The sequence below is a fragment of the Paenibacillus swuensis genome (genome assembly GCF_001644605.1).
Taxonomy (GTDB): domain Bacteria; phylum Bacillota; class Bacilli; order Paenibacillales; family DY6; genus Paenibacillus_N; species Paenibacillus_N swuensis.
The window spans coordinates 765,519-787,570 of record NZ_CP011388.1; the positions used below are offsets into that span (position 1 = coordinate 765,519).

Annotated in this window: 11 protein-coding genes; 6 read left to right on the forward strand and 5 right to left on the reverse strand. The window is 51.5% G+C overall.

Annotation, left to right across the window (positions count from 1 at the left end):
* Nucleotides 1-324: 324 nt before the first annotated feature.
* The 3 genes from SY83_RS22995 to SY83_RS03340 all read right to left on the reverse strand — a co-directional run bounded on the left by SY83_RS22995 (nt 325) and on the right by SY83_RS03340 (nt 10,982).
* Nucleotides 325-8,466 (reverse strand): Ig-like domain-containing protein, encoded by an 8,142-nt coding sequence (locus tag SY83_RS22995; protein ID WP_068604245.1) that lies wholly within the window; start codon nt 8,464-8,466, stop codon nt 325-327.
* Between the two features lie 139 nt (nt 8,467-8,605).
* Nucleotides 8,606-9,565: an iron-hydroxamate ABC transporter substrate-binding protein gene (locus tag SY83_RS03335; protein ID WP_068610826.1), complete on the reverse strand. Its 960-nt coding sequence runs from the start codon at nt 9,563-9,565 to the stop codon at nt 8,606-8,608.
* Between the two features lie 178 nt (nt 9,566-9,743).
* Complete coding sequence (locus SY83_RS03340; protein WP_407944609.1) at nt 9,744-10,982, reverse strand: MFS transporter; 1,239 nt, start codon at nt 10,980-10,982, stop codon at nt 9,744-9,746.
* Between the two features lie 259 nt (nt 10,983-11,241).
* On the opposite strand from SY83_RS03340, the gene SY83_RS03345 reads away from it, so the two are divergent.
* The 6 genes from SY83_RS03345 to SY83_RS03370 all read left to right on the forward strand — a co-directional run bounded on the left by SY83_RS03345 (nt 11,242) and on the right by SY83_RS03370 (nt 18,293).
* Nucleotides 11,242-12,558 (forward strand): sugar phosphate nucleotidyltransferase, encoded by a 1,317-nt coding sequence (locus tag SY83_RS03345; RefSeq protein WP_068604249.1) that lies wholly within the window; start codon nt 11,242-11,244, stop codon nt 12,556-12,558.
* Nucleotides 12,555-12,782, forward strand: coding sequence for a hypothetical protein (locus SY83_RS03350; RefSeq protein ID WP_068604251.1), 228 nt, complete (start codon nt 12,555-12,557; stop codon nt 12,780-12,782). The genes SY83_RS03345 and SY83_RS03350 overlap by 4 nt, the downstream gene beginning before the upstream one ends.
* Nucleotides 12,779-15,151 carry a cyclic di-GMP-binding domain-containing protein, MshE-related gene (locus SY83_RS03355; protein ID WP_082882284.1) on the forward strand — a complete coding sequence of 791 codons (2,373 nt, stop codon included), beginning with the start codon at nt 12,779-12,781 and terminating at the stop codon, nt 15,149-15,151. The genes SY83_RS03350 and SY83_RS03355 overlap by 4 nt, the downstream gene beginning before the upstream one ends.
* A 16-nt stretch (nt 15,152-15,167) precedes the next feature.
* On the forward strand, nt 15,168-16,217 hold the full coding sequence (locus tag SY83_RS03360) for a glycosyltransferase family 2 protein (RefSeq protein ID WP_068604253.1): 1,050 nt from the start codon (nt 15,168-15,170) through the stop codon (nt 16,215-16,217).
* Nucleotides 16,210-16,632: a GtrA family protein gene (locus SY83_RS03365; RefSeq protein ID WP_068604254.1), complete on the forward strand. Its 423-nt coding sequence runs from the start codon at nt 16,210-16,212 to the stop codon at nt 16,630-16,632. The genes SY83_RS03360 and SY83_RS03365 overlap by 8 nt, the downstream gene beginning before the upstream one ends.
* A gap of 65 nt (nt 16,633-16,697) precedes the next feature.
* The gene (locus tag SY83_RS03370; RefSeq protein WP_068610830.1) at nt 16,698-18,293 is read left to right on the forward strand and encodes a hypothetical protein; all 1,596 of its coding nucleotides are present in this window, start codon (nt 16,698-16,700) and stop codon (nt 18,291-18,293) included.
* Nucleotides 18,294-19,472: 1,179 nt separating this feature from the next.
* Here SY83_RS03370 and melA read toward each other — a convergent pair.
* Nucleotides 19,473-20,978, reverse strand: coding sequence for an alpha-glucosidase/alpha-galactosidase (gene melA / locus SY83_RS03380; protein WP_068604258.1), 1,506 nt, complete (start codon nt 20,976-20,978; stop codon nt 19,473-19,475).
* A gap of 127 nt (nt 20,979-21,105) precedes the next feature.
* Nucleotides 21,106-21,987, reverse strand: coding sequence for an AraC family transcriptional regulator (locus tag SY83_RS03385; protein ID WP_068610831.1), 882 nt, complete (start codon nt 21,985-21,987; stop codon nt 21,106-21,108).
* Between the last annotated feature and the right edge of the window lie 65 nt (nt 21,988-22,052).

Consider the following 22,052-nt stretch of genomic DNA (forward strand, 5'->3'; position numbering starts at 1 on the left):
TCTCTCAAGTGTTGCGAGTTTAGTCTATTTCCCGGCCCCCTTCGGTATTGGAGCGCTTACTAGGTAATGAATTTCCTTCATGTGCAGTCCCCGCAACACATGAGAGTAATGGGTTACTTTATTTACGAGTTTACTCTGACATCAGCCGAATATAGCGTAAATGGGTGACACCTCAGCGAAAACCGTTACCTTCATGCGCCTTGCTTCTCCACTAGGGCTCCGTAGGAGACTGCGATTGAATTCGGTTTCTTAGAATTAGACAACCAAAAAAAAAGACTGCCGAATATATCGACAGTCTCCGCAATTTTTCCTGCGCGATTACACTTACTCTTCCCCGTCAGGTTCAATAGTTATGGTCACCGTTGCCGTGGCCGTACCTCCGCGTCCGTCCGAAACCGTCACGGTAAACGTATCCGTCCCGGTGGTAAATGCATTCGGGATATACACAAAGGTTCCGTCTGCGTTTAGCTGCACGAATCCCAACCGAGGACCTTGCGTCAGCGAGAAAGTCAACGGATCGCCGTCCGGATCCGATGCGGACAGTTTCCCCCGAACCGGTGTATTTTCCTGGGTAACCAGCGATAGATTGTTGATTTGGGGCGCCCTGTTACCCGACGGATTTACTGGCCCGCCAATGACGTTGATCGTAACCGTGATGACGACAGAACCTCCGTTGCCCTCCGAAGCCAGGATTGTAAACCGCTCTGCTCCCACAAAATTCGGGTCAGGCGTATACGTAAACGTCCCGTTAGAATTCACAACGACCTGACCGTTAATCGGAGAATGCTGCAAGGCATACGTAATCGCATCGTTCTCCGGATCCGTCGCCTGCGCACGGCCGCTGACAGGCTGACCTTGGGGTGTGGTCAACGTGATGTTGTTGCCGTCGGGTCCCAGATTCGGCACCAGCGGCGATACATTAATGGCAACTTCCGACTGGGAAACTCCGCCGTAACCATCGTTTACCTGGAAGATGAAGGAGTCCCTGCCCACAAAGCCCGGATTGGGAACATACCGGAAGCCGCCGTTCTCGATATCCACTTCCACCGTACCGTTAAGCGGGTTGCGAATGACCGTATACAATAACGGATCGCCGTTCGGATCCGTTCCGGTCACTTTACTTATAATCGGTGTGTCAAAATACACGACAACCGCGGCCCCATCCGCCGTAGGTATCAAATTGTATACGTTGACGGTAATGGTTGATAAAGCCGTTGCTCCGTTTACATCGTTAACCAACACCGAGAACACGTCGGTTCCTACAAATCCGATATCCGGCGTATAGATGAAGCTTCCGTCCGCATTCAGCAACACCGTGCCCCCTTGCGGGAAGTCCTGAATGGCATACGTCAGAACATTGCCGTTTGGATCCGATGCTGTAACCTGACCAAGCATCCGGATGTTAGCCGGGGTAGAAATTAGAGAATTTTCCGCGAGCGGCGGAATGTTAAACACCGTTACGGTAACCGTTGATACCGAGGAGGCGCCCGCGCTATCGGTGACAAGCACCGTAAACGAGTCTACACCGACGAAACCGAACCGCGGTGTGTAGCTAAAGGTGCCGTCCGGGTTAACCGCAGCCGTACCGTCGGTAGGCGGCGCATTCAGGCTGAAAACAAGCGCCCCGCCATCCGGATCCGAGCCGACAACCTGACCGTTAACCGGTGTAGTGCCGGAGGTGGTTATTTCAAGGTTCTGCGCAACAGGCAGACGGTTAATGACACTCACTTGTACCGTGGAGACGGCTGTTCCGCCTGTAGGCGTAGAGGCAAGCACTGTGAATGAATCCAGTCCGCTGAAGCCCGGCGCCGGCGTGTAGAAGAATGTCCCGTCAGGCGCCACCGTCACCGTTCCGTTTAAAGGCTCTGAGTTGACGGTATAGGTGATTGGATCCCCGTTCGGATCAATGGCAATAACCTGGCCGTTTACCGGTGTATTCTGAAACGTTATGAATGAGTATGCCATAATGGTCGGCGCTTGGTCGAATACGTTGATCGTTACGGTGCTGACTGCTGATAAACCTGAAGGATCGGTAACGATGATCGTAAATCCGTCCACACCCGAGAATAGCGGATTCGGGGTGTAAGTGAACTGACCGTTCGGATTTAGGACCGCAGTGCCGTTCAGTGCCTGCGAATTTAAGGTGAACACCAACGGGTCGCCGTTCGGATCCGTTGCGCTGACTTGACCCTGAATCGGTGTGGATGCCGGGGTGTTCAAGGTAAGGTCCTGCGCGACAGGCGGCAAGTCGAATACATTGATGTTGACCGTCGCGATCGCGGATAAACCGTTCGGGTCGGTCACCAAGACCGTGAAGGCATTGCTGCCGACGAAAGAAGGATTCGGTGTATAGATGAATGATCCGTCCGCCGTATTCAATATAACGGTACCGTTAGCCGGGAATGAATTGACGGTATACGTCAGCGGGTCCCCATCTGGATCTGTAGCGCTGACGACGCCCGTCACCGCCGTGTTTTCCGGCGTACTCAAGCTAATGGCCTGGGCGACAGGCGCTTGATCGAATACGGAAATCGTCACGGTAGCTACCGAGGATTCTCCGAACGGATCGGTGACGATCACCGTAAACGAGTCCGTCCCCGCGAATTCCAGATTTGGGAAGTAGCTGAATGTTCCGTCCGGATTCACAACGGCCGTTCCGTTCACAGCCAACGAATTTAACGCGAACGTTAGAAGATCGCCGTCCGGATCCGTCGCTGTAACCTGGCCGCTGATCGGCGTATTTTCCGGTGTGCTCAGGCTTAAATTTTGGGCCGTCGGCGGTTGATCGTAGACCAGAACCGTAATGGTCGAGTTAGCCGACAAACCGGCAGGATCCGAAACGGTGACGGAGAACGCGTCCGTTCCCACAAAGTTCAGATTCGCCGTATAAGTGAAGCTGCCGTCCGCGGCAAGCGCGACTACACCGTTAACCGGGGCGTTGGTCAAAGTATAGGTTAAAGGATCGCCGTCCGGATCGGATGCCGCGACTTGCCCGGCGAACGGGATATTTTCCGGCGTACTGTAATTCGCGTTAAGCGCCGTTGGCGGCTGATCGAACACCGTCACTACTACGGTTGCAATGGCCGTCGCGCCTGCAGGATCCGATACAACCACCGTGAACGCATCCGTGCCGATAAAGCCCGTGTTCGGTGTATAGATCAAGCTGCCGTCCGGATTGACTACAGCCGTACCGTTCACCGGACTTGCACCCAATGTGAATGTTAACGGGTCTCCGTTCGGATCTGTAGCGTTAACCTGGCTGCTTACGGCAATATTCTCCGGCGTGCGTAATGCCAAATCGGATACGGTCGGAGGCAGATCATAGACCGTCACCGTCACTGTTGCTATGGCGGACAGACCGAACGGATCCGATACGATAATAGTAAATGAATCAATGCCGATAAAATTCAAGTTCGGCGTGTACGTAAAGTTTCCGTCCGCAGCTACCACCGCTGTACCGTTCGTAGGCGGGGCATTCAGCGTAATGGACAACGGATCGCCGTTCGGATCGCTTGCCGAAATTTGACCGTTGACGGCGAAGTTTTCCGGTGTAGATAAGGCAAGGTTCTGTGTGGATGGCGGCAAGTCGAATACCGTGATGGTTACCATGGAGGCCACGACCCCGCCAAAGCCGTCATTGACCAACAAGGTAAACGTATCCGTGCCGACAAAACCAATATTCGGTGTGTACGTGAAGGTACCGTCCGCGGCCACAACAGCCGCGCCGTTGGTTGCCGCGGAGTTTAACGTGAAGGTTAACGAATCGCCGTCCGGATCAAAGGCTGTTACCTGACCTGATGTGACAATATTTTCGGGCGTGCTGATGTTTAAATTATTCGTAATCGGCGGCTGGTTAAATACAGTTACTGTGACAACCGACGTCGCCGTTCCGCCTAAACCGTCGCTTATTGTTACCGTAAACGTGTCTGTTCCGATAAAGTTTAAGTTTGGTGTGTACGTAAACGTGCCGTCCGGATTAGCCACGGCTGTTCCGTTCGCAGCAGGCACCGTTACCGCGTAAGTGAGCGGGTTTCCGTCCGGGTCTGTTGCCGGAACGGGGCCGCTGACCGCGACATTTCGCGGAGTGGATGCGGAAGTGTCCTGCGCGACAGGCGGGATGTTGGAAACGTTAACGGTAACGGTTCCTGTTGTTGAAGCCCCGTTATTGTCCGACACGACGACAGTAAACGTATCCGTGCCAAGGAATCCCAGATTCGGCGTATACGTGAACGATCCGTCCGGATTCACAATCACCGTACCATTCGCCGGCGCGGCGCCGAGTGCGAACGTAATCGGATTCCCGTCCGGATCGGTCGCAATCACTTGACCGTTGACCGGAACATTCGTTGTCGTATTGACCGTCAGATCCTGCACAATCGGCGGCTGAGTTACAACATATACAGTCACCGTGGATACGGCGGTTCCGCCATTCGTATCTGTCACTAACACCGTAAATACGTCGCTGCCTACAAAACCGACATTGGACGTGTACGTAAACGTTCCGTCCGGATTCACAACCGCAACTCCATTCGCCGGCGCCGTATTCAATGTAAATACAATGGCATCGCCATTCGGATCGGTTGCCGGCACCTGTCCGTTGACTGGAGTATTTTCCTGCGCGTTGATAAATACGTTCTGGGTCACCGGCGGCAGGTTATACACCGTAACGGTTATATCCGATGAAGCGGAAGCCCCGAACGGATCCGACACGACCACCGTAAATGTGTCCACGCCTACAAAACCGGTATTGGGCGTGTACGTGAACGTACCATCCGGGTTTACAACCGCAACCCCGTTCACCGGCACGGAATTCAATGCGAACGTCAACGGATCCCCGTTCGGATCGGTTGCCGTCACCTGACCGTTCACAGGGAAATTCTCTGGGGTAGAGAGGTTAATATTTTGCGTGATCGGCGGCATGTTGAATACATCTATTCTCACAGTCGCGATGGCCGAAGCCCCTGCGGGATCCGAGACCTTATAGGTAAAGGCATCCGTTCCCACAAAGCCGGTATTCGGCGTGTAAGTGAACGTGCCGTTCGCGTTCATCACAGCAATTCCGTTCTCGGGAGCAGCATTCAACGTGTACGTGAGCGGATCCCCGTTCGGATCCGAGGCCGTGACCTGCCCCGACACAGCGATACTCTGAGGGGTAGTCAAGGTTAAGTCCTGGGCTACCGGCGGGTTGTTGATGACCTCAATCCGGACGGTTCCGATGTCAGACAATCCGGCAGGATCCGAGACAAGAACGTTAAAGGCATCTGAACCGACGAACCCGAGGGCAGGCGTGTAGGTAAACGTCCCGTCCGGATTCACCACAGCGGTGCCGTTTAACGGCGCGGTATAGAGCACGAAGGTTAACGGGTCTCCGTCCGGATCTGTGGCGTTGACCGTACCGCTGACCGGAAAATTCTCAGGTGTTGACAGAGCTACATCCTGGGCTACAGGCGGCTGGTCAAACACAGTGATCCGGATGGTTGCAATATCCGACAACCCAAACGGATCCGAAACGATCACGTTGATAATGTCCGTCCCGATAAAGCCCGCATTCGGCGTGTACGTAAACGTACCGTTCAGATTGACCACGGCCACACCGTTCGACGGCCCGGAAAATAAGGTGAAGGTTAACGGATCCCCGTTCGGATCCGACGCTGTCACCGTACCGCTGACGGGTATATTTTCAGGTGTGGACAGATCCATGTCCTGGGCCGCCGGAGGTTGATCGAAGACATCAACCGTCACGGTACCGATATCTGTTTCACCCGTAGGATCGGCTACGATATACGTGAAGGAAACAATGCCTACAAATCCGATAGCCGGGGTGTACGTGAACGTGCCATCCGGGTTTACAACAACCGTGCCGGATGTCGGAGCGGAGTTCAGCGCGTACGTCAACGGATCGCCGTTCGGATCCGTAGCCACAACCTTGCCGCTTACCGGCAAATTCTCCGGCGTACTGACACTATAGTCCTGCGCGATAGGCGGCAGGTCGAACACGGAAATGATTACGGTAGCGGAATCATTCTGTCCGAACGGATCGGCTACCAAAAATGTGAATGAATCACTGCCCACAAAACCGGTAGCCGGGGTGTACGTAAACGTGCCGTCCGCATTAAACAGAACGGTCCCGTTCGTCGGATTGGAACTTAACGAGAAAACAAGAGGATCCCCGTTCGGATCTGAAGCGGTCACAGTTCCGCTAATCGGAAAGTTCTCCGGAGTTGTAATCGTAAGATCTTGCGCAACCGGCGGCAGATCAAACACGTTGATTGTCACGGTGGAAATTACGGATGCGCCGTTGGAGTCTGTCACCAACGCCGTAAACGTGTCTGTTCCGACAAAACCAAGCGCAGGCGTATACGTGAAACCTCCCGTCGGTGTCACAATCACCGTTCCGTTAATCGGCGATGAATTTAACGTAAAGGTTAGCGGGTCGCCATCCGGGTCAACCGCCGTAATTTGTCCGCTGATGGCGATATTCTCCGGCGTCGAAATCGTAACGCTCTCCGCTGTTGGGGATTGGTTATAGACGGTGATCCTTACGGTGGATATGACGGCTGCTCCGTTCTGATCCACTACCGCGACGGTAAACGAATCCGTGCCCAGGAAACCCGCGTTCGGCGTATAATTGAACGTTCCGTCGGGATTTACAATAACGGTTCCGCTGGTAGGCGAGGAATTGAGTCTGAACGTCAGAGCGTCACCGTTCGGGTCTGTCGCTGTTACCTGACCGCTCAGGGATTGATTCAACGGCGTCTGAAACTCGAGATCGGAAGTAACCGGGGGCTGATTCGTCACCACAATGGTAATTGTCGAAATAGCCGTTCCGCCTTGCCCATCATCCACCAAGACGGTAAAGGAATCCATGCCGACGAAGAACGGATTAGGCGCATAGGTGAACGTTCCGTCCAGATTCACGGTGGCCGCACCGTTGGAAGGCGGTGTATTCAGCGAAAACTCAATCGGATCGAAATCCGGATCGGAACCGGTAACCTGACCGGATGCAGACAGGTTCTCCGGTGTTTCGAACGTGTAATTCTGCGTGACAGGCGGCCGGTTCCCGACTTGCGTATTCACGCCGTTGGATGCCCCGTTTCCCGGCGTGACAGGCGAGCCCGGAAAGCTCTGGTACGAATAGTTAATGAATGCGATGTTAGCCAGATTGGAGCCCGCAGGCCGGGATACAACGCTCACGCTGTATCTGACGGTCGCTGAACCTCCTGGCGCGATGGTACCCAAACTAACACCCGATTCGGGCGTTACTCCGGGTTGATTAACACCGTTAATGGAAAGGCTGTTAGGCACAAAATTGCTATTGTCAGGCAAGGAGTCACTTAACAGCACAAAGTCAGCCGATGCCGTTCCCACATTTCTTGCTGTAACGGTGTAGGTAATCGATTCTCCGACCAGCACCATGGCTGCGCTAGCTGTTTTTGTCGCCGTGAACAAAGGCGCGTTCACATCCACCTGAAGTCCCAGTCCGTTAATAACATAAACATCCCCCGTTGATGTCCCTTGCAGAGATGCGGAAGTCTGAGAATTTCTCAACAGGGCGCTGACGTCAACGTTTGTAATATCCCATCCTTGCCGCTTACCGATTTCATTCGTTCCAGGCGGATGATTTAAGTGGCCGAACGTACCGCTTGTGTCCAATAAACCGTTATCCCCGTTAATTTGCGAACAAAAGAAATTACTAATCGGATTATTGGGCCCAGCGATGGGCTGCAAACCGTTTGCATTAGGCCCGAAACGCATCTGGTCCCCCGTAATACCCGCATCTCCTTCTTGTGCGGAGACCATTAAGCGGCCTGTGACCGCGCCTGTGACCGGCGTCAAAAAGCCGCTGACGGTAGCGATATTCCCTGCCACCGCGTTCACTAGCTCCGCTCCCGCGAAGATGGTCATGTTGCGTGAGGGTAACGTAGGATTTGCATAGATGACTGCCAGCGTCCATCCGCAATTGTTCTCAGAATTGTTTAATGGCGCGACAATACCCGGAATGCTTCCGCAACGATAAGCACCCGGACCTCCTTGTTGCACAAGAGAAGTTACATTAGCTGAACGGGTATAATAGGTACGCAGCGGCGCTAGATTAAAGGCAGTCGCCGGGTCGGGAGCTACCGTAAAAATTCCTGATGGAGTTGTAAATCTGATAGAATCATTGATACGATCGAGCACTGTGACGTTCCCAAAGGCGTAACTTGCACCCCAGATTAACTCCGCGTATAACACGGTGCTGAGGGTTGGCATACGCAAGAAGGCCAGAGATTCATTTAATCGATAGTCCAGTGTGGTGCCTGCAGGAAAGTTGGTTGCCCGCAGCGAGGAGTTTAAAGTAATAAAAGCGCCTATGGAATCACGTAAACCCTGGTTGTTGGTGCTTAACTCCTTACTTAATCCCATCGTATTTCCGGTGAATGTCACCGCACCATTGCGTGTGGTGTTAAACCTCGTAATATAAGGCATGTGTTCCTCCCAGAATAAATTCTTGAAAATTATGGATAATGATACATACCTATTCGGAGGGCTTTTCCAATGTGTGCATAAAAAAACTCCCCTATCCGAAGATAAAGGAGTTCGTTTCATATGCTATTTTGCCAATAAATTACATCGGCTGTCCTGTCAGACTTTCTACAATAAATTTCAATTGACCTTCCATGGAAATCGGGTCGTTGAAGTAATAACCGATCGGGTGAATGTTGAACACGTTGCCGCTCTTGACTGCGGGAAGGTTTTTCCACACCGGGGTGTTGTACACTTCGCTTCCGTCCTTCTCCATCGACCAAGAACTGGTGAACATATAATCTCCGGCAAAATCAGGCACTTTCTCCAAAGAAACTGTCGCGTATCCCGGCCCTTTGTCAATCGTCTCCGCTTTCGTCAACGCGGTTGAGTTCAATCCAAGCTCACCGTAGATGATCTCGCCGCCGCGGCCGAATTTATCGCCGAACACATATACGTTCTTCGCGTCGATTTGCATAATGGAAATGGTCTTGTCGCCAACCGCTTCTTGAACTTTAGGCTTCACTTCGGCGATTTTCGTTTCCCATGAGGTCAGCCAAGCTTCAGCCTGATCCAGCGTTCCGGTCATACGCCCAAATTCCCGTAATTGCTCTTTATAGTTCAACTTACCGAATTCAATAAGTACAGTCGGAGCGATTTTCTTCATGGCCTCCACACTGTTGGGATCCCAAGTCAGGATGAGGTCCGGTTGCAATGCCAGGATTTTCTCCGCGGACTTGCCGTCTCCCAGGTTCTCCACGCCATCCAACAACCCTTCGTAGAAAGGATTCTGGAAAGAATAGTTGGATACCCCTACAGGTTTAATGCCAAGCTGTTGGAAATAACCGAAGTAGTCCGCCAATAACACAATTCTCTTCGGATTCTTGGGAATTTCAACATCGCCGTTGGCCGCTTTATAAACTACTGTGCCGGTTTCATCCCCGCTTTGCGCATTTCCGTTCGCTGCATTGTTACCGTTCTTTGCGCTGTTGCCATTCGTATTGTTCTTCTCGGCTCCCCCGCCGCAAGCGGCCAACACCAGGATTAGGATCAGGGTCAGCATGGTGCCGACGTAAGTTTTGTAAGTTCTTGTATTCGACTTGTTCAACGTATTCGCCCCTATTTCATCAAAGTATAATTGATAACAATTATCATTATCAACTGAATTGTACACGAACCGGGCGAATAGATCAAGCCCTAATCCGCCTGGGTAATTTTTACTTTAGCTTCCTTCATTATTCTTAGTCAAAATTTCGGATCGCCGGCACCCATAACGCGCAAGCCGCGATCAACAGACCGCCCAAAGCGAGTAACACCATGGTCGCCTGTCCGCCAATCCAATCCGCTAAACCGCCTACAGCCAAATACCCCAGCGGCAACAGCGCAAAGGAACCGAGCAGATCAATACTCGCTACCCGTCCAAAGGCTTCTTCAGGCACGAGTTCTTGCAGGCTCGTTTCCCAAACCAGTCCGAACAGCATCATCCCGAACCCTTCAACAGCCATGAGCGCTACCAAACCCGGTCCCCACGCCACGAACGGCAGGAACAGCAAAGCGACTCCGCTGATGATGACGCCTCCGTAAGCCAACCAACCGCGTTTGCGCCAAGACGTTCTGGATCCGAACAGCAATGCGGCGATCACCCCGCCCACACCTGCAAAAGTCACGCCTAATCCATAGAGGAAGGGAGTGAATCCATGATGGATTTTGAACAACCAGGGCACAAGAATCAGAACAATACCGCTGAAAAAAATGTTAAGCACAGAAAATACAGCAATCGTAATCCACAACCACGGATGACCCTTCAGGATGATAAATCCCGTCGCCAAATCACTCTTCCACCCTATCTTGGATTTGATTAGTCTTTTCGTCCCTAAATCGCGAATAAACCATAGGCAACAAAGAGAGATGAGGTATGTTATCGCGTCAATCCCGTAACCCACGCCTGCGGACACATAGGAAATTAACAATCCTCCGATGGCCGGCCCCAGAAGCCTGACCCCTTGATGACTGACCTGAGTGAGCGCATTGGCCGCGTTACGTATGTCAGGTGTAAACACCCTTGCGCGCATTGCGGAATAGGCAGGTTGAAACAGTCCTTCCATGAAACCGTACACCGCCATGAAGCTATATAACAGGGGTAAAGTCATCCGGTCTTGAAGCAGCAGAAACATCATCCCCAACATCATCACACAACGAACGGCATCCGCGGCAACCATGACTCCGATCCGGTTCATTCGGTCCACCATCAGTCCGGCAACGGGAAGCATCAATACATAAGGAAGCATGTAAACGGCCATCACGGTGCCCATAACCACTTTGGAACCTGTTAAAGCGTATACGACCATAGGCAAAATAACCATGGAAATTGAGCTTCCGAGCACCGAAAATAATTGACCCAGCCAAAGATACCTGAACGGTCTGGATTGTCTGACGGGTTGGAACAGGTTGTTGAAATAATTCAATGTGTTGTGACTCACAGGTATGTACGCCCCTCAATGTGTTTCCATTCACTCTACCCGCGAATGTATTCACGGTCAATCCTAGAGTTTAATCCCGTCAAATTATGCTTCGCATGATTCTTATAGGGTTAATTGTTTATGGTATTAACTTTTTGGTAAAATGATACATTATGTAGCAGTCAAAAAATAAATTATACTGAAAGTGATCCAGATTTCTGTTTTATACGAACTTACACATAATCGAGAACGTACGGGTTTTATAAAATAAGGAGACCTTATGAAAATTATTCTACTTTCAGGAGGAACAGGCAAAAGGCTTTGGCCCCTTTCGACTAAAGGTAGGTCCAAACAATATATGAAGCTGCTGACCGGTTCTGATGAAACCAGCCTCTCCATGGCTCAACAAACGATGCGACAGTTAGAGAAACTGGGGCTTGCCGAGGATGTCGTTGTCGCCACGACCAAGAACCAGCTAGGACTGTTGTATGAACAACTGGGTTCCGAAATCCGGACCGTCGTGGAGCCGGAGCGGCGGGATACCTACCCTGCCGTTCTGCTCGCCGCAGCTTATCTGCATTCTGTGCTTCACACCCCGGCGGAAGAAACGATCGTCGTTCTTCCCATTGATCATATGGCTGACGCAAACTTCTATAGAACCCTATATGAACTGGAAGCCGTCATACGTTCGGGAAAGGCTAATCTTTGTTTAATCGGCACGAAGCCAAGCGCCCCTTTGTCCAAATACGGTTACATGGTTCCCCTTTCCGCGGATGAGGACGAACGAACAGATAAGAATGACTCATGCTTTCCCATCCACAGCTTTGTGGAAAAGCCTGACGAAGACACAGCTGAACGTCTAATCGCCCAAGGCGCTCTGTGGAATTGCGGCATCTTCGCCTTCCGTCTGTCCTATATGATCAATCGTATTCCGCAGCATGATCTCGAGCCGGACTATGAAACACTAAAACTTAAATACCATCTGCTTCCCTCCGCCAGCTTTGATGTTCAGGTAGTCGAGCATGAGACCCGGTTGGCCGCGATTCGTTTCATCGGACGATGGGGAGATATCGGAACCTGGGATGCCCTTGTTGAGACGTTGGATCGTCCGGTGCTGGGTAACGGCCTGGTTACGCCGGACTGCGCGCAAACCCAGATCGTCAACGAGTTGTCGATTCCTGTACTCGTGAGCGGAATCTCCGATGCCGTTGTTGTAGCAGGCTCCCAGGGCATTCTGGTAACAGCCCGCAACGCCTCAGCCGCCCTTAAGCCCTGGATTGACGCGGTAACCCAAGCGTCCCCCGCCAAGGAGACGACAGAAACCGTGTGGCCGGAACATGTTAGCCCTGCGCCTTATCAGACCAATACGATTCATCTGTTCAAGGGACAGCTCCACGGTTTCAGCTTCTCCGACTCATGGATCACGATCGGAATCGTTGTATCCGGACAAGGCATCGCCCGTGAAGCGAAGGATATTCGTACCGTATGTACAGGGCAGACATTCTATCCAAGTCATTCATGTACATTTGAACCTGAAACAGACTGCATCATCCTTGAGGTTCTTATATTTAACGAAGATAGGGGGGAAGTTCGATGAGATTTCCACGCGCATGGATCGGTTACCGACGTGAGGAAGTTCACCAATACCTTCATTTCCTCCGCCTGGAACAAGAGATGATTCAGAATCACACCGCCAAGGAAAGCATTCTCTTTCAAGAAGAGATGAATACCAAAACAAACGAGGCCAAGCAGCTCCGCGCGGAACTCCGCGAAATTCTGGCTCTTGAAAGAACCTATATAGAAGGAACGAAATCGTCATGAAGCGGGATCGGCTGAAATTCCAATTCGGGGGATACCGGTGTTCCACTGTCAACCGGGCCATCCATAGCTCCGAAGTGAAGCTCGAACAGTGCAAACAACAACACACGGAACAACAAGAGTATCATCGCATTGAGTCGCAACGTCTTGATACGGAGATTGAAGAGCTCTATAAACGGATGTCGGACGCCCGGGATCGAATAGAACAGTTGAAGCTCGCGACTCTTGTTATGGAATCCTACGCGATGCATGAGGCTGACTCCGCCTCCAATGAAGTTGCAGCTACCGTCGCGGCTGACCTTTCCGCAACGCCCATAAGGATGGGAGACAGATTAGTCGCTTCCGGAATAGTTACCGCGGCCCAGTTGGACGATGCTATGACTTCCCAAAAATTAAACGGGGGACGACTCGGGGACATTCTAATAGATATGGGCTTCATTACCCAAGAGCAGTTCCTTCGTGTCATTCCCGAGCAACCGCCGAAAGGCAAGATTGGCGATATGCTGCTGGATTCCCGGCTTGTCACCGAGGATGAATTGAATAAGGCGTTGGAATCTCAACGTAAGAGCGGCGGCTTGTTAGGCGATGTATTAACCTCGATGCAATTCGTTGAACCGGAGGAGCTTGTCCGGGCCATAGCCAATCAGAACAATATCGGACGGATCGGCTCGGATATGACTGTAAACACCCCCGTTAGATTACCCGAGCAATTGGCCCGAAGTTATGGAGTGATTGTCGTACATCAATACATCAACCGGTTTCTCGTAGCGGTTAGCAGTCCCCTGGACGAAGAACAGATCGCTGTTATCGTTGAAGAGTTGCAACTGCCCATAGAGCAAGTGCTCGCCACGCAAGACGAGCTGGAGCAATATTGGCGGGACATCTACGGGACGGAGATGCTGCACGAAAGCACCTCTAAGCTGGCGGAGGAGCAACCCCATAATTCAGCGTTGGAGACGTTTACGAAATCACAACTGGCGGTCCTCGGGATCCTTGCTGTACTGATCATCATCGGGTTGTGCGTTGACTTCTGGAAAACAGCCTTATTCGTGAATCTGATCATTCAATTTTTCTACTTTGTCATGGCTGTGTTCAAATTCACGATTATCCTCATCGGTTCACGCAGAGAGGCGCAGTATCGTTTTACAGCTGAAGAAATTGAGGCCATTGATGAACGGGAACTGCCCGTTTATACCATTTTGGTGCCCATGTACAGGGAAGCACAAGTTGTTCCGCATCTGCTTCGCAATCTGGAGAATCTGGATTACCCGAAAGCCAAGCTGGATGTTCGTCTGCTGATTGAAGAAGATGATGACGAAATGCGTTCCCTTCTGGAAGAAATGAAGCTGCCGCCCTATTACACCGTACTTGTGGTTCCGGACGGACTGCCCAAGACAAAGCCCAAGGCTTGTAATTACGGGTTAATTCGGGCACGCGGGGAGTATGTTGTTATCTATGACGCAGAGGATCAACCCGATCCGGATCAGTTGAAGAAGGTGTTCTTGACCTTCAAGAATTCTCCTGAAGAATTCGTCTGCATTCAAGCCAAGCTGAATTATTTCAACAGCGATCAAAATCTCCTTACACGCTGGTTCACACAGGAGTACAGCATGTGGTTTGAGCTGCTGCTTCCCGGCATTATGCAACTGGATGTTCCGATTCCGCTCGGAGGCACATCGAACCATTTCAAGATGAAAGTACTTCAGGATTTAGGCGCTTGGGATCCCTATAATGTCACGGAGGATGCGGATTTAGGCGTCCGGCTATATAAGCACGGATACAAGACGGCCATCGTGGATTCCCGAACCTGGGAAGAAGCGAACAGCCGTACAGGAAACTGGATTCGTCAACGGTCCCGCTGGATCAAAGGATACATGCAAACGTGGCTTGTGCATATGCGCAATCCGTTCCAGCTCTATCGGGAAATCGGGCTGAAAGGGTTTGTCGGATTTCAGGTCATGATTTTGGCCACGCCGTTGTTACCCTTGCTGAATCCGATCTTTTGGCTGATGTTGGTGCTGTGGTTCGGTTGGGAGCTTGAGCTGATTAGTAAGTTTTTCCCAGGATTTATTTATTATTTAGCCAGTGTTGAGTTTTATATCGGAAATTTCCTGTTCGTATTCAGTAACATTGCCGGCGTTTATTGGGTCATTCGGGAACTTGAAACCCGCGGAGGACGGACGTTCTCGTATAAACTCGTACGTTATGCTCTGCTCACGCCAATCTATTGGGTGTTAATGAGTATCGCGGCGGTGAAGGCGGCTTGGCAGCTTGTAACAAATCCGTTCTACTGGGAAAAAACAACCCACGGTCTAACCGAACAGCCTTTGCCGGAAGGCTCCGGAAGAGATGTAAATACGTTTCAAGCTTAACTGGAGGTGAGTGGACATGAAGGAGGAGTTTCTCCCGGAAATTTCTGTGGTTATCCCTGTATACAATGAGGGAGAACTTATTTCGGATTCATTGCTTGTCATTGCGGACATGCTGTCCACGGTAACTTCTCGCTACGAAATCATTGTAGTGGATGACGGCTCCCAAGACGACACATGGAATCGCTTAACGTTGTTATCCATGGCATTGCCTGCCCTCTCTCCTCTGCGTCTCAGCCGTAACTTTGGCAAGGAAGCCGCGCTTTGCGCAGGACTTGAATGTGCGCGGGGCGCAGCTGTCATCGTTATGGACGGTGACCTGCAGCATCCTCCCGAGCTCATCCCGCGAATGGTGGAGCTTTGGCGGAATGAAGGCTATGAGATAGTGGAATGTGTTAAAGAAAGCCGCGGACGTGAACGGTTGGATAAGAAGTTGGGCGCCTCCGCGTTCTATGGCGCGCTTAATCATCTCTCAGGTCACGATCTCAGGGACGCTTCAGATTATAAGCTGCTGGACAGGAAAGTGATGGATGCATGGAGAAGATTGCCTGAACGTATTACCTTTTTCAGGGGAATGTCGGCATGGCTTGGCTTCAAGCGCATAACGTTATCGTTTCATGTCGCTCCGCGGAAATCGGGCAGCAGTCAATGGAGTGTGTTTCACCTGGCGAAGCTCGCGGTGAACGCGATCGTTTCTTTCTCCACGATCCCGCTGCGCATGGTCAGCATCGTAGGCATCCTGTTTCTGATCGGTTCCGTTGTTCTGGGTGTGCAGACCCTGATTCAGAAGTTTCAAGGCGTTGCGTTGACGGGGTTCACAACCGTCATATTACTTCTGCTCATTATTGGTAGCTTTGTTATGATTTCCATTGGCATTATGGGAGAGTACATCGCGGCGATTTATCATGAGGTGAAGGGACGGCCGCGTTATCTGATTTCGGAACGTATAGTGAGTTCTGAAGCTCAAGCGGCAGCTCTGGAACAGCATAATTTCATTTTGGACCAAAACATGAATCTCAGCACCCCCCGAAGAGAACCTCAGCATAGCAGGCATATGTCTCATGATTAAGCGGCTTCTGCGGTCTTCCGTTGTCAAATATGCTGTTGTCGGCGTGCTGGGCACAACTCTGCACTTCGGTTTGTTGTTGGCGCTGGTGGAATGGGCCGGAATGCATCCCGTTGCAGGTTCGGTTACCGGCTTTATCGCCGTCCTCATTGTATCTTATCTGCTGAACCGGCACTGGACTTTTGGTGAACTGAACAACGGTGAAGCCCGGCGAGGCGTATTTATTCGTTACGGAATCGTATCGGGTTTCGGATTGCTTCTAAATACGGTGATTATGACCGCCACGGTTTCATGGTTACACTTGCCTTACCTCATTGGACAAATTCTCGTCACTTTGATTATTCCGATACACAACTATTTGTTTAACCGCTATTGGACCTTTCAATATTCGGCCCCCTCTTCGGAGTCTCATTCTTAAACCACCTGAAGGAGGTGCCTTCTGTGCTTCGGAGTTTCCGTCTGGTCCTGTTGTTTCTGGCTGTCATGGCCGCCGAATTTACGCTGGGCTATTATTTAAACGTTATCGTAGGTTATATTCATTCGGATGCGATCAGCCGGGTGGCTAACGCGTTTTATGTTCTGTACAGCAGAGATCCGCACTTGGGCGCGATCGGTTTCGTCTGGAACCCGCTGCCGAGTTTAATTGAAGTCTTCATCCTGATTCTGTATCCGATTTTCCCTGCCCTGGCCCATGAAGGGTTGGCGGCGACCCTGCAATCCTCCGTGTTTGCGGCGCTGACGACGGTTCTTTTGTACAACGCCGGTCGTCGGTTTAACTTATCCCCTTGGCTCAGTCTGGGTCTGGCTCTCTCCTACAGCCTGAACCCCTTTGTGTTTCTGTTCGGGGCGAACGGGCTTAGCGACGCGCCTTATGTGTTCTTTTTGATGATGACGGTTGCTCATTTCAGCTGGTGGGTTTATTCCAAAGGGAGCAGCACGAGCGCATTGATTACCTCAAGCTTCGCGTTGGCTCTTGCGTTCTGGACCCGTTATGAAGCGGTGCCGTTCGGCGTTTCCTTGGCACTTGCGGTTATGATCGCGGTCTTGTTTATGCAACGGGAACGTGTGGCGGAATCCGCTATCTTGGATAACGAGGCGTCCCGCGCTCATCGCAAGCATATGCGTAAAGAACGCTGGTATAAGGTTGAAGCGACCTGGATTCTGTTGCTGCTGCCCGCGGTTTTCTCGGGGCTGCTGTGGATATTTTTCAATTACATCATTATGGATGACGCGCTTTATTTCCTGCGGGGCGAGTATTCAAACGTTGCCCAATCGGAAGCTTTGAAGAACGATCCTAAGTTTCAACAGTTGTTCGGGCATCCGTGGAGAATCTTTCTTTTTGCGCTGAAGAAGACGCTCTGGTTCTCCATTCCCTTGCTGTGCATTCTGTTTATACGGTTGTTAAACGGGCGGTTGTTGCGGTGGGATGTTGTCATTCTGATTGCGCTGATTTCGGCGGTTCCGGGGCTGCAATACATTCTCCTTCTGAAAGAGTCCTCGTTTGGCTGGTTCCGCTATTTCATGTATGTCTTTCCGGTTACGGTGGCGTGGTTGCCTTATGAACTGGGCTTATTAGCTAAGGGATGGAAACAGCGGCTTGGATTTACAGTGGTTATTGCGGGCATGCTGGGAACGGCGGGGTTGTTGACTTACGCCATGACGCAGCCTTCGATTGCGCCTGATGAAAACTATTTCCTGCAGTCGCGGGAGGACAATGGGCATTACGTGGAACAGGTTCAGGAACGGAACATTGCGGCCGCGCTGGACCGGGATTATAAGGATGCCACCATCCTTGTTGACTCTTATTCGGCTTATAATATTATCATCAGCAGCACATATCCGCGTAAATTTCTGATTACGAGCGACTACTTGTTCCAGACTGCGGCGGAAGATCCGCCGGGGAACGACATTGACTATATTCTTCTGCCAAAGCCCAAGGTCAATACGCCTACGAGCGAGCTGAACCGTCTGTATCCGGAGATGTATGACCGGGGCAACAGCTGGGCGACGCTGGTTCAGGAGTTTGAGGGGGATTGGCGGATGTATAAGGTGAAGAAGTGGGACGGTAAGAAGGAATGAGTGGTGGGAAAGAGCAGGAGTAATCTCGGTGAACCGCCATTTGGCGCGATATCGCTACTAATCCGGGGTTGAGGCGCCTTGGCTGGCCGAATTGTAGCGTTATCGCTACAATTGCTGGCGAAAGTGCCTGGAGTTTCTGGGGCACCGCCATTTGGCGCGATATCGCTACTAATCCGGGGTTGAGGCGCCTTGGCTGGCCAAATTGTAGCGATTTCGCTACAAATGCTGGCGAAAGTGCCTGGAGTGTCTGGGGCAACCGCCATTTGGCGCGATATCGCTACTAATCCGGGGTTGAGGCGCCTTGGCTGGCCGAATTGTAGCGTTATCGCTACAATTGCTGGCGAAAGTGCCTGGAGTGTCTGGGGCACCGCCATTTGGCGCGATATCGCTACTAATCCGGATTTTAGGCGCCTTGGCTGGCCGAATTGTAGCGTTATCGCTACAGTTGCTGACGAAAGTGCCTGGAGTGTCTGGGGCAACCGCCATTTGGCGCGATATTGCTACTAATCCGGGGGTGAGCTACCTGTGGAGGCCGAATTGTAGCGTTATCGCTACAGTTGCTGGCGAAAGTGCCTGGAGTGTCTGGGGCAACCGCCATTTGGCGCGTTATCGCTACTAATCCGGGGGTGAGCTACCTGTGGAGGCCAAATTGTAGCGATTTCGCTACAAATGCTGGCGAAAGTGCCTGGAGTGTCTGGGGCAACCGCCATTTGGTGCGATAACGCTACTAATCCGGGTTGAGTAACCGTTGGCATGCGAATTGTAGCGTTATCGCTACTAGTGCTAAGCCTGAGCTTTATCGCCTATTTTGACTAAAAATATATCCGATCAAGCTCAACCCACAGAACGCTAACCAAAACTCCCCTACATTATAGATATTCTGCGCGTCCATGGTCCAATATAACATGTATGTGACTCCCTTGAGGTCGGGACCAGCGATTAAAGCCACATAAGCTGCGTTGATCAATGAAAAAAAGATTAAACAAACAAATAGAAATTTCAGTCTAAATTCTTCTTTTTTGGCTAAACCGATTAGAATCGCTATCAATAACAGGAAATTGAGAATTAACCCCATTCATATCCCTCCTCTGCATGATTTATTTATTGTTAAACCAAAAATGGAGCTAAGCCAATAAATCGGCCTAGCTCCTTCTTTATTTGGCTCAGCTTTCCATCCGCTTAATTCACAGCCGCCGGACGCTCCAACGCTTTATCGGACTCACCCGCGTTCTTGTTCGCTTCCTCGCGGTTTTGCTGCATCTCCTCCACCGATTTCACCTTCAGACGCGCCGCGCCTTCATAGTTACGGGTCGGCAAGAGCGGCCCTTCCGCCAGACGTGCCTTAGCGGCAGCGATGGCCTCGCTGTATTGCGGCAGCCACGCTTCCTGCGCCACCAGCATTTCATCGACCATCTGCCAGATCTCCTTCGGATTGCACACCGCGCCGACCAGCGGATCCATCATCATCGCCTGGCGCAGCAACTGGTCATCCCCGTGAATGGCCGCCTCTACCGCCATCCGTTGGACAGAGATACTCACGTTGCACACCGCAGCGCATCCCAACGGCAGATCGCCAACGGTTGGCATTGAAATTCCGTTGCGATCCACATAACCCGGCGCTTCAATAATCGCGTCATCCGGTAAATTACTAATAATGCCGTTGTTTACCACATTGAAGTGGCCCAGATATACTCGGCCGGTCTCCAGCCCCTCGATGATATAGGAACCATGCTCTTCACCGCGGTTTTCGGGCCTGTAACGGACCGCGTCCTCCTTCATCCAGTTCGGAAAGTCTGTCTCAAACCAGTTTCGGCCCTCGGTGCATACGCGCAAATACCCGCCGGTTTCGCCGTTAATCCAGCTGCCCATGTCGATCCAATCCATAATTTCTTCCGGCCGCTTCCGGTACCAAGGCACATATTCGCTCAAGTGGCCGTTCGATTCCGTACTGTAGTATCCGAAGCGGCGAAGCATGTCGATGCGCACCTTCTCCGTCTGCCTATACTCCGGATGGTTCTCGAACGCTTCCAGCAGCTTGCCCGTCATGTCTTCTCCGTTATGCTGAACCTGAACGTACCAAGTCTGATGGTTAATGCCCGCGCAGATAATATCTACCTCAGATTTCTCCAACCCCAGCGCGGTGGCAATTTGCCGGTGACCGCCCTGTACGCCGTGACACAGACCAATGGTTCGCACGCCTCCGTATTTATTGCAGGCCCAGGTCAGCATGGCCATCGGATTGGCATAATTGAGCATGAGCGCATTCGGTTCCGCCACTTCACGAATATCCTTACAGATATTCATCATCTCCGCGATCCCCCGTTGACCGTACATAATCCCCCCGGCGCACAACGTATCGCCTACACACTGATCAATGCCGTACTTCAGCGGAATGTCCACATCCGTGGAGAAAGCCTCAAGCCCGCCGATCCGCACCACCACGAACACATAACGCGCATCTTTCAGCACCGCCCGCCGATCCGTAGACGCTTCGATCTCGATACCCAGACCGTTCTCCCGAATATCCCTTTGGCACAGCTGCGTCACCATGTCGAGATTATGTTCATTAATATCATTAAAAGCCACTTGAATATCCTGAAACTCCGGCACCGACAACAAATCGCGCAACAAACCCCTAGTGAAACCGATACTTCCCGCACCGACAAAAGCTACCTTAAAAGACATAATAAAAACGCCTCCTTCATCCCTAAGTGGAAAATAACAACTAACCACAGTGTAGCAGGGACGCCAAGGAAGCGTTATCAATATACCAACCTGATTCATGTCAAAATGTATAAAATCCTAACTTTGTCTAACGAGCCGGATGATGAAACAGCTCCCGGGATTTTCGGTAAGCGCCTGGCGCGAGACCGACACGCTTTTTGAACACGGCACTGAAATACTCTCTTGTACTGATCCCGATATACTCCGGAATGTCATGAACCGGCAGATCGGTATGCGTCAGTAACATCATCGCCTTATCTATTCTTAATCCCGTTAAATAATCCATAACCGTACAATCCATACTCTCTTTAAAAATACGCTGCAAGTAACTCGGATGCAAATTCACTTCGGCCGCGACGTCTTTCACCTGGATGGGTCTGTCGTAATTTTGATGAAGAAACTTCACGCAATTTCGGATGTAACTGTCGTATGGCCGCTCCTCGTCCTTCGCTTCCTTCACCAGCCTCGCGATCCGCACCAGTAGCTGGCTCATCAACAGATGAGTCATCCATTCGTCGCCCTCCTGTTTCTCGCCGAGCTCCAGTACCAGGCTTTTCAGAACTGTATAGGCTTCGCTGGAATCGCGGAGAACCACATAAGGTCTGCCAGAATCCAACAATTCGCCTAACGCGCCGTCACCGGCACAGAGCTCCTTTAAGGTTGGGTATGCGCCTTGCTGTTCGGTGAACGTAAATTCCACATTCAGCATCCGGCAAGGATGACTTTCTTCCACCTCTAAAGAGTGCCGGACCTCCGCATCGAGTAGGATCAGGTCGCCCTTCTTCAGGCGCAACGTCTCCGTGTCCGTCTCAATCTTACATTTACCGCTCATGACATACATAATTTCAACCGGTTTGTGCGCGTGCAAAGCCATCTGAAATCCATTCCATTGCTTGTAATAGTACGCCGCGATGCGGGGATGGTAGTCGCCCGTGCGCAGCTTGGCATCATAGAGTCCGTGCGGTTCCAAAGGGACACCGTCCTTTCCAAGCATCTCCCCCTAGTTTAGCGCAAAAAAGAGCGGCAAAACAACAT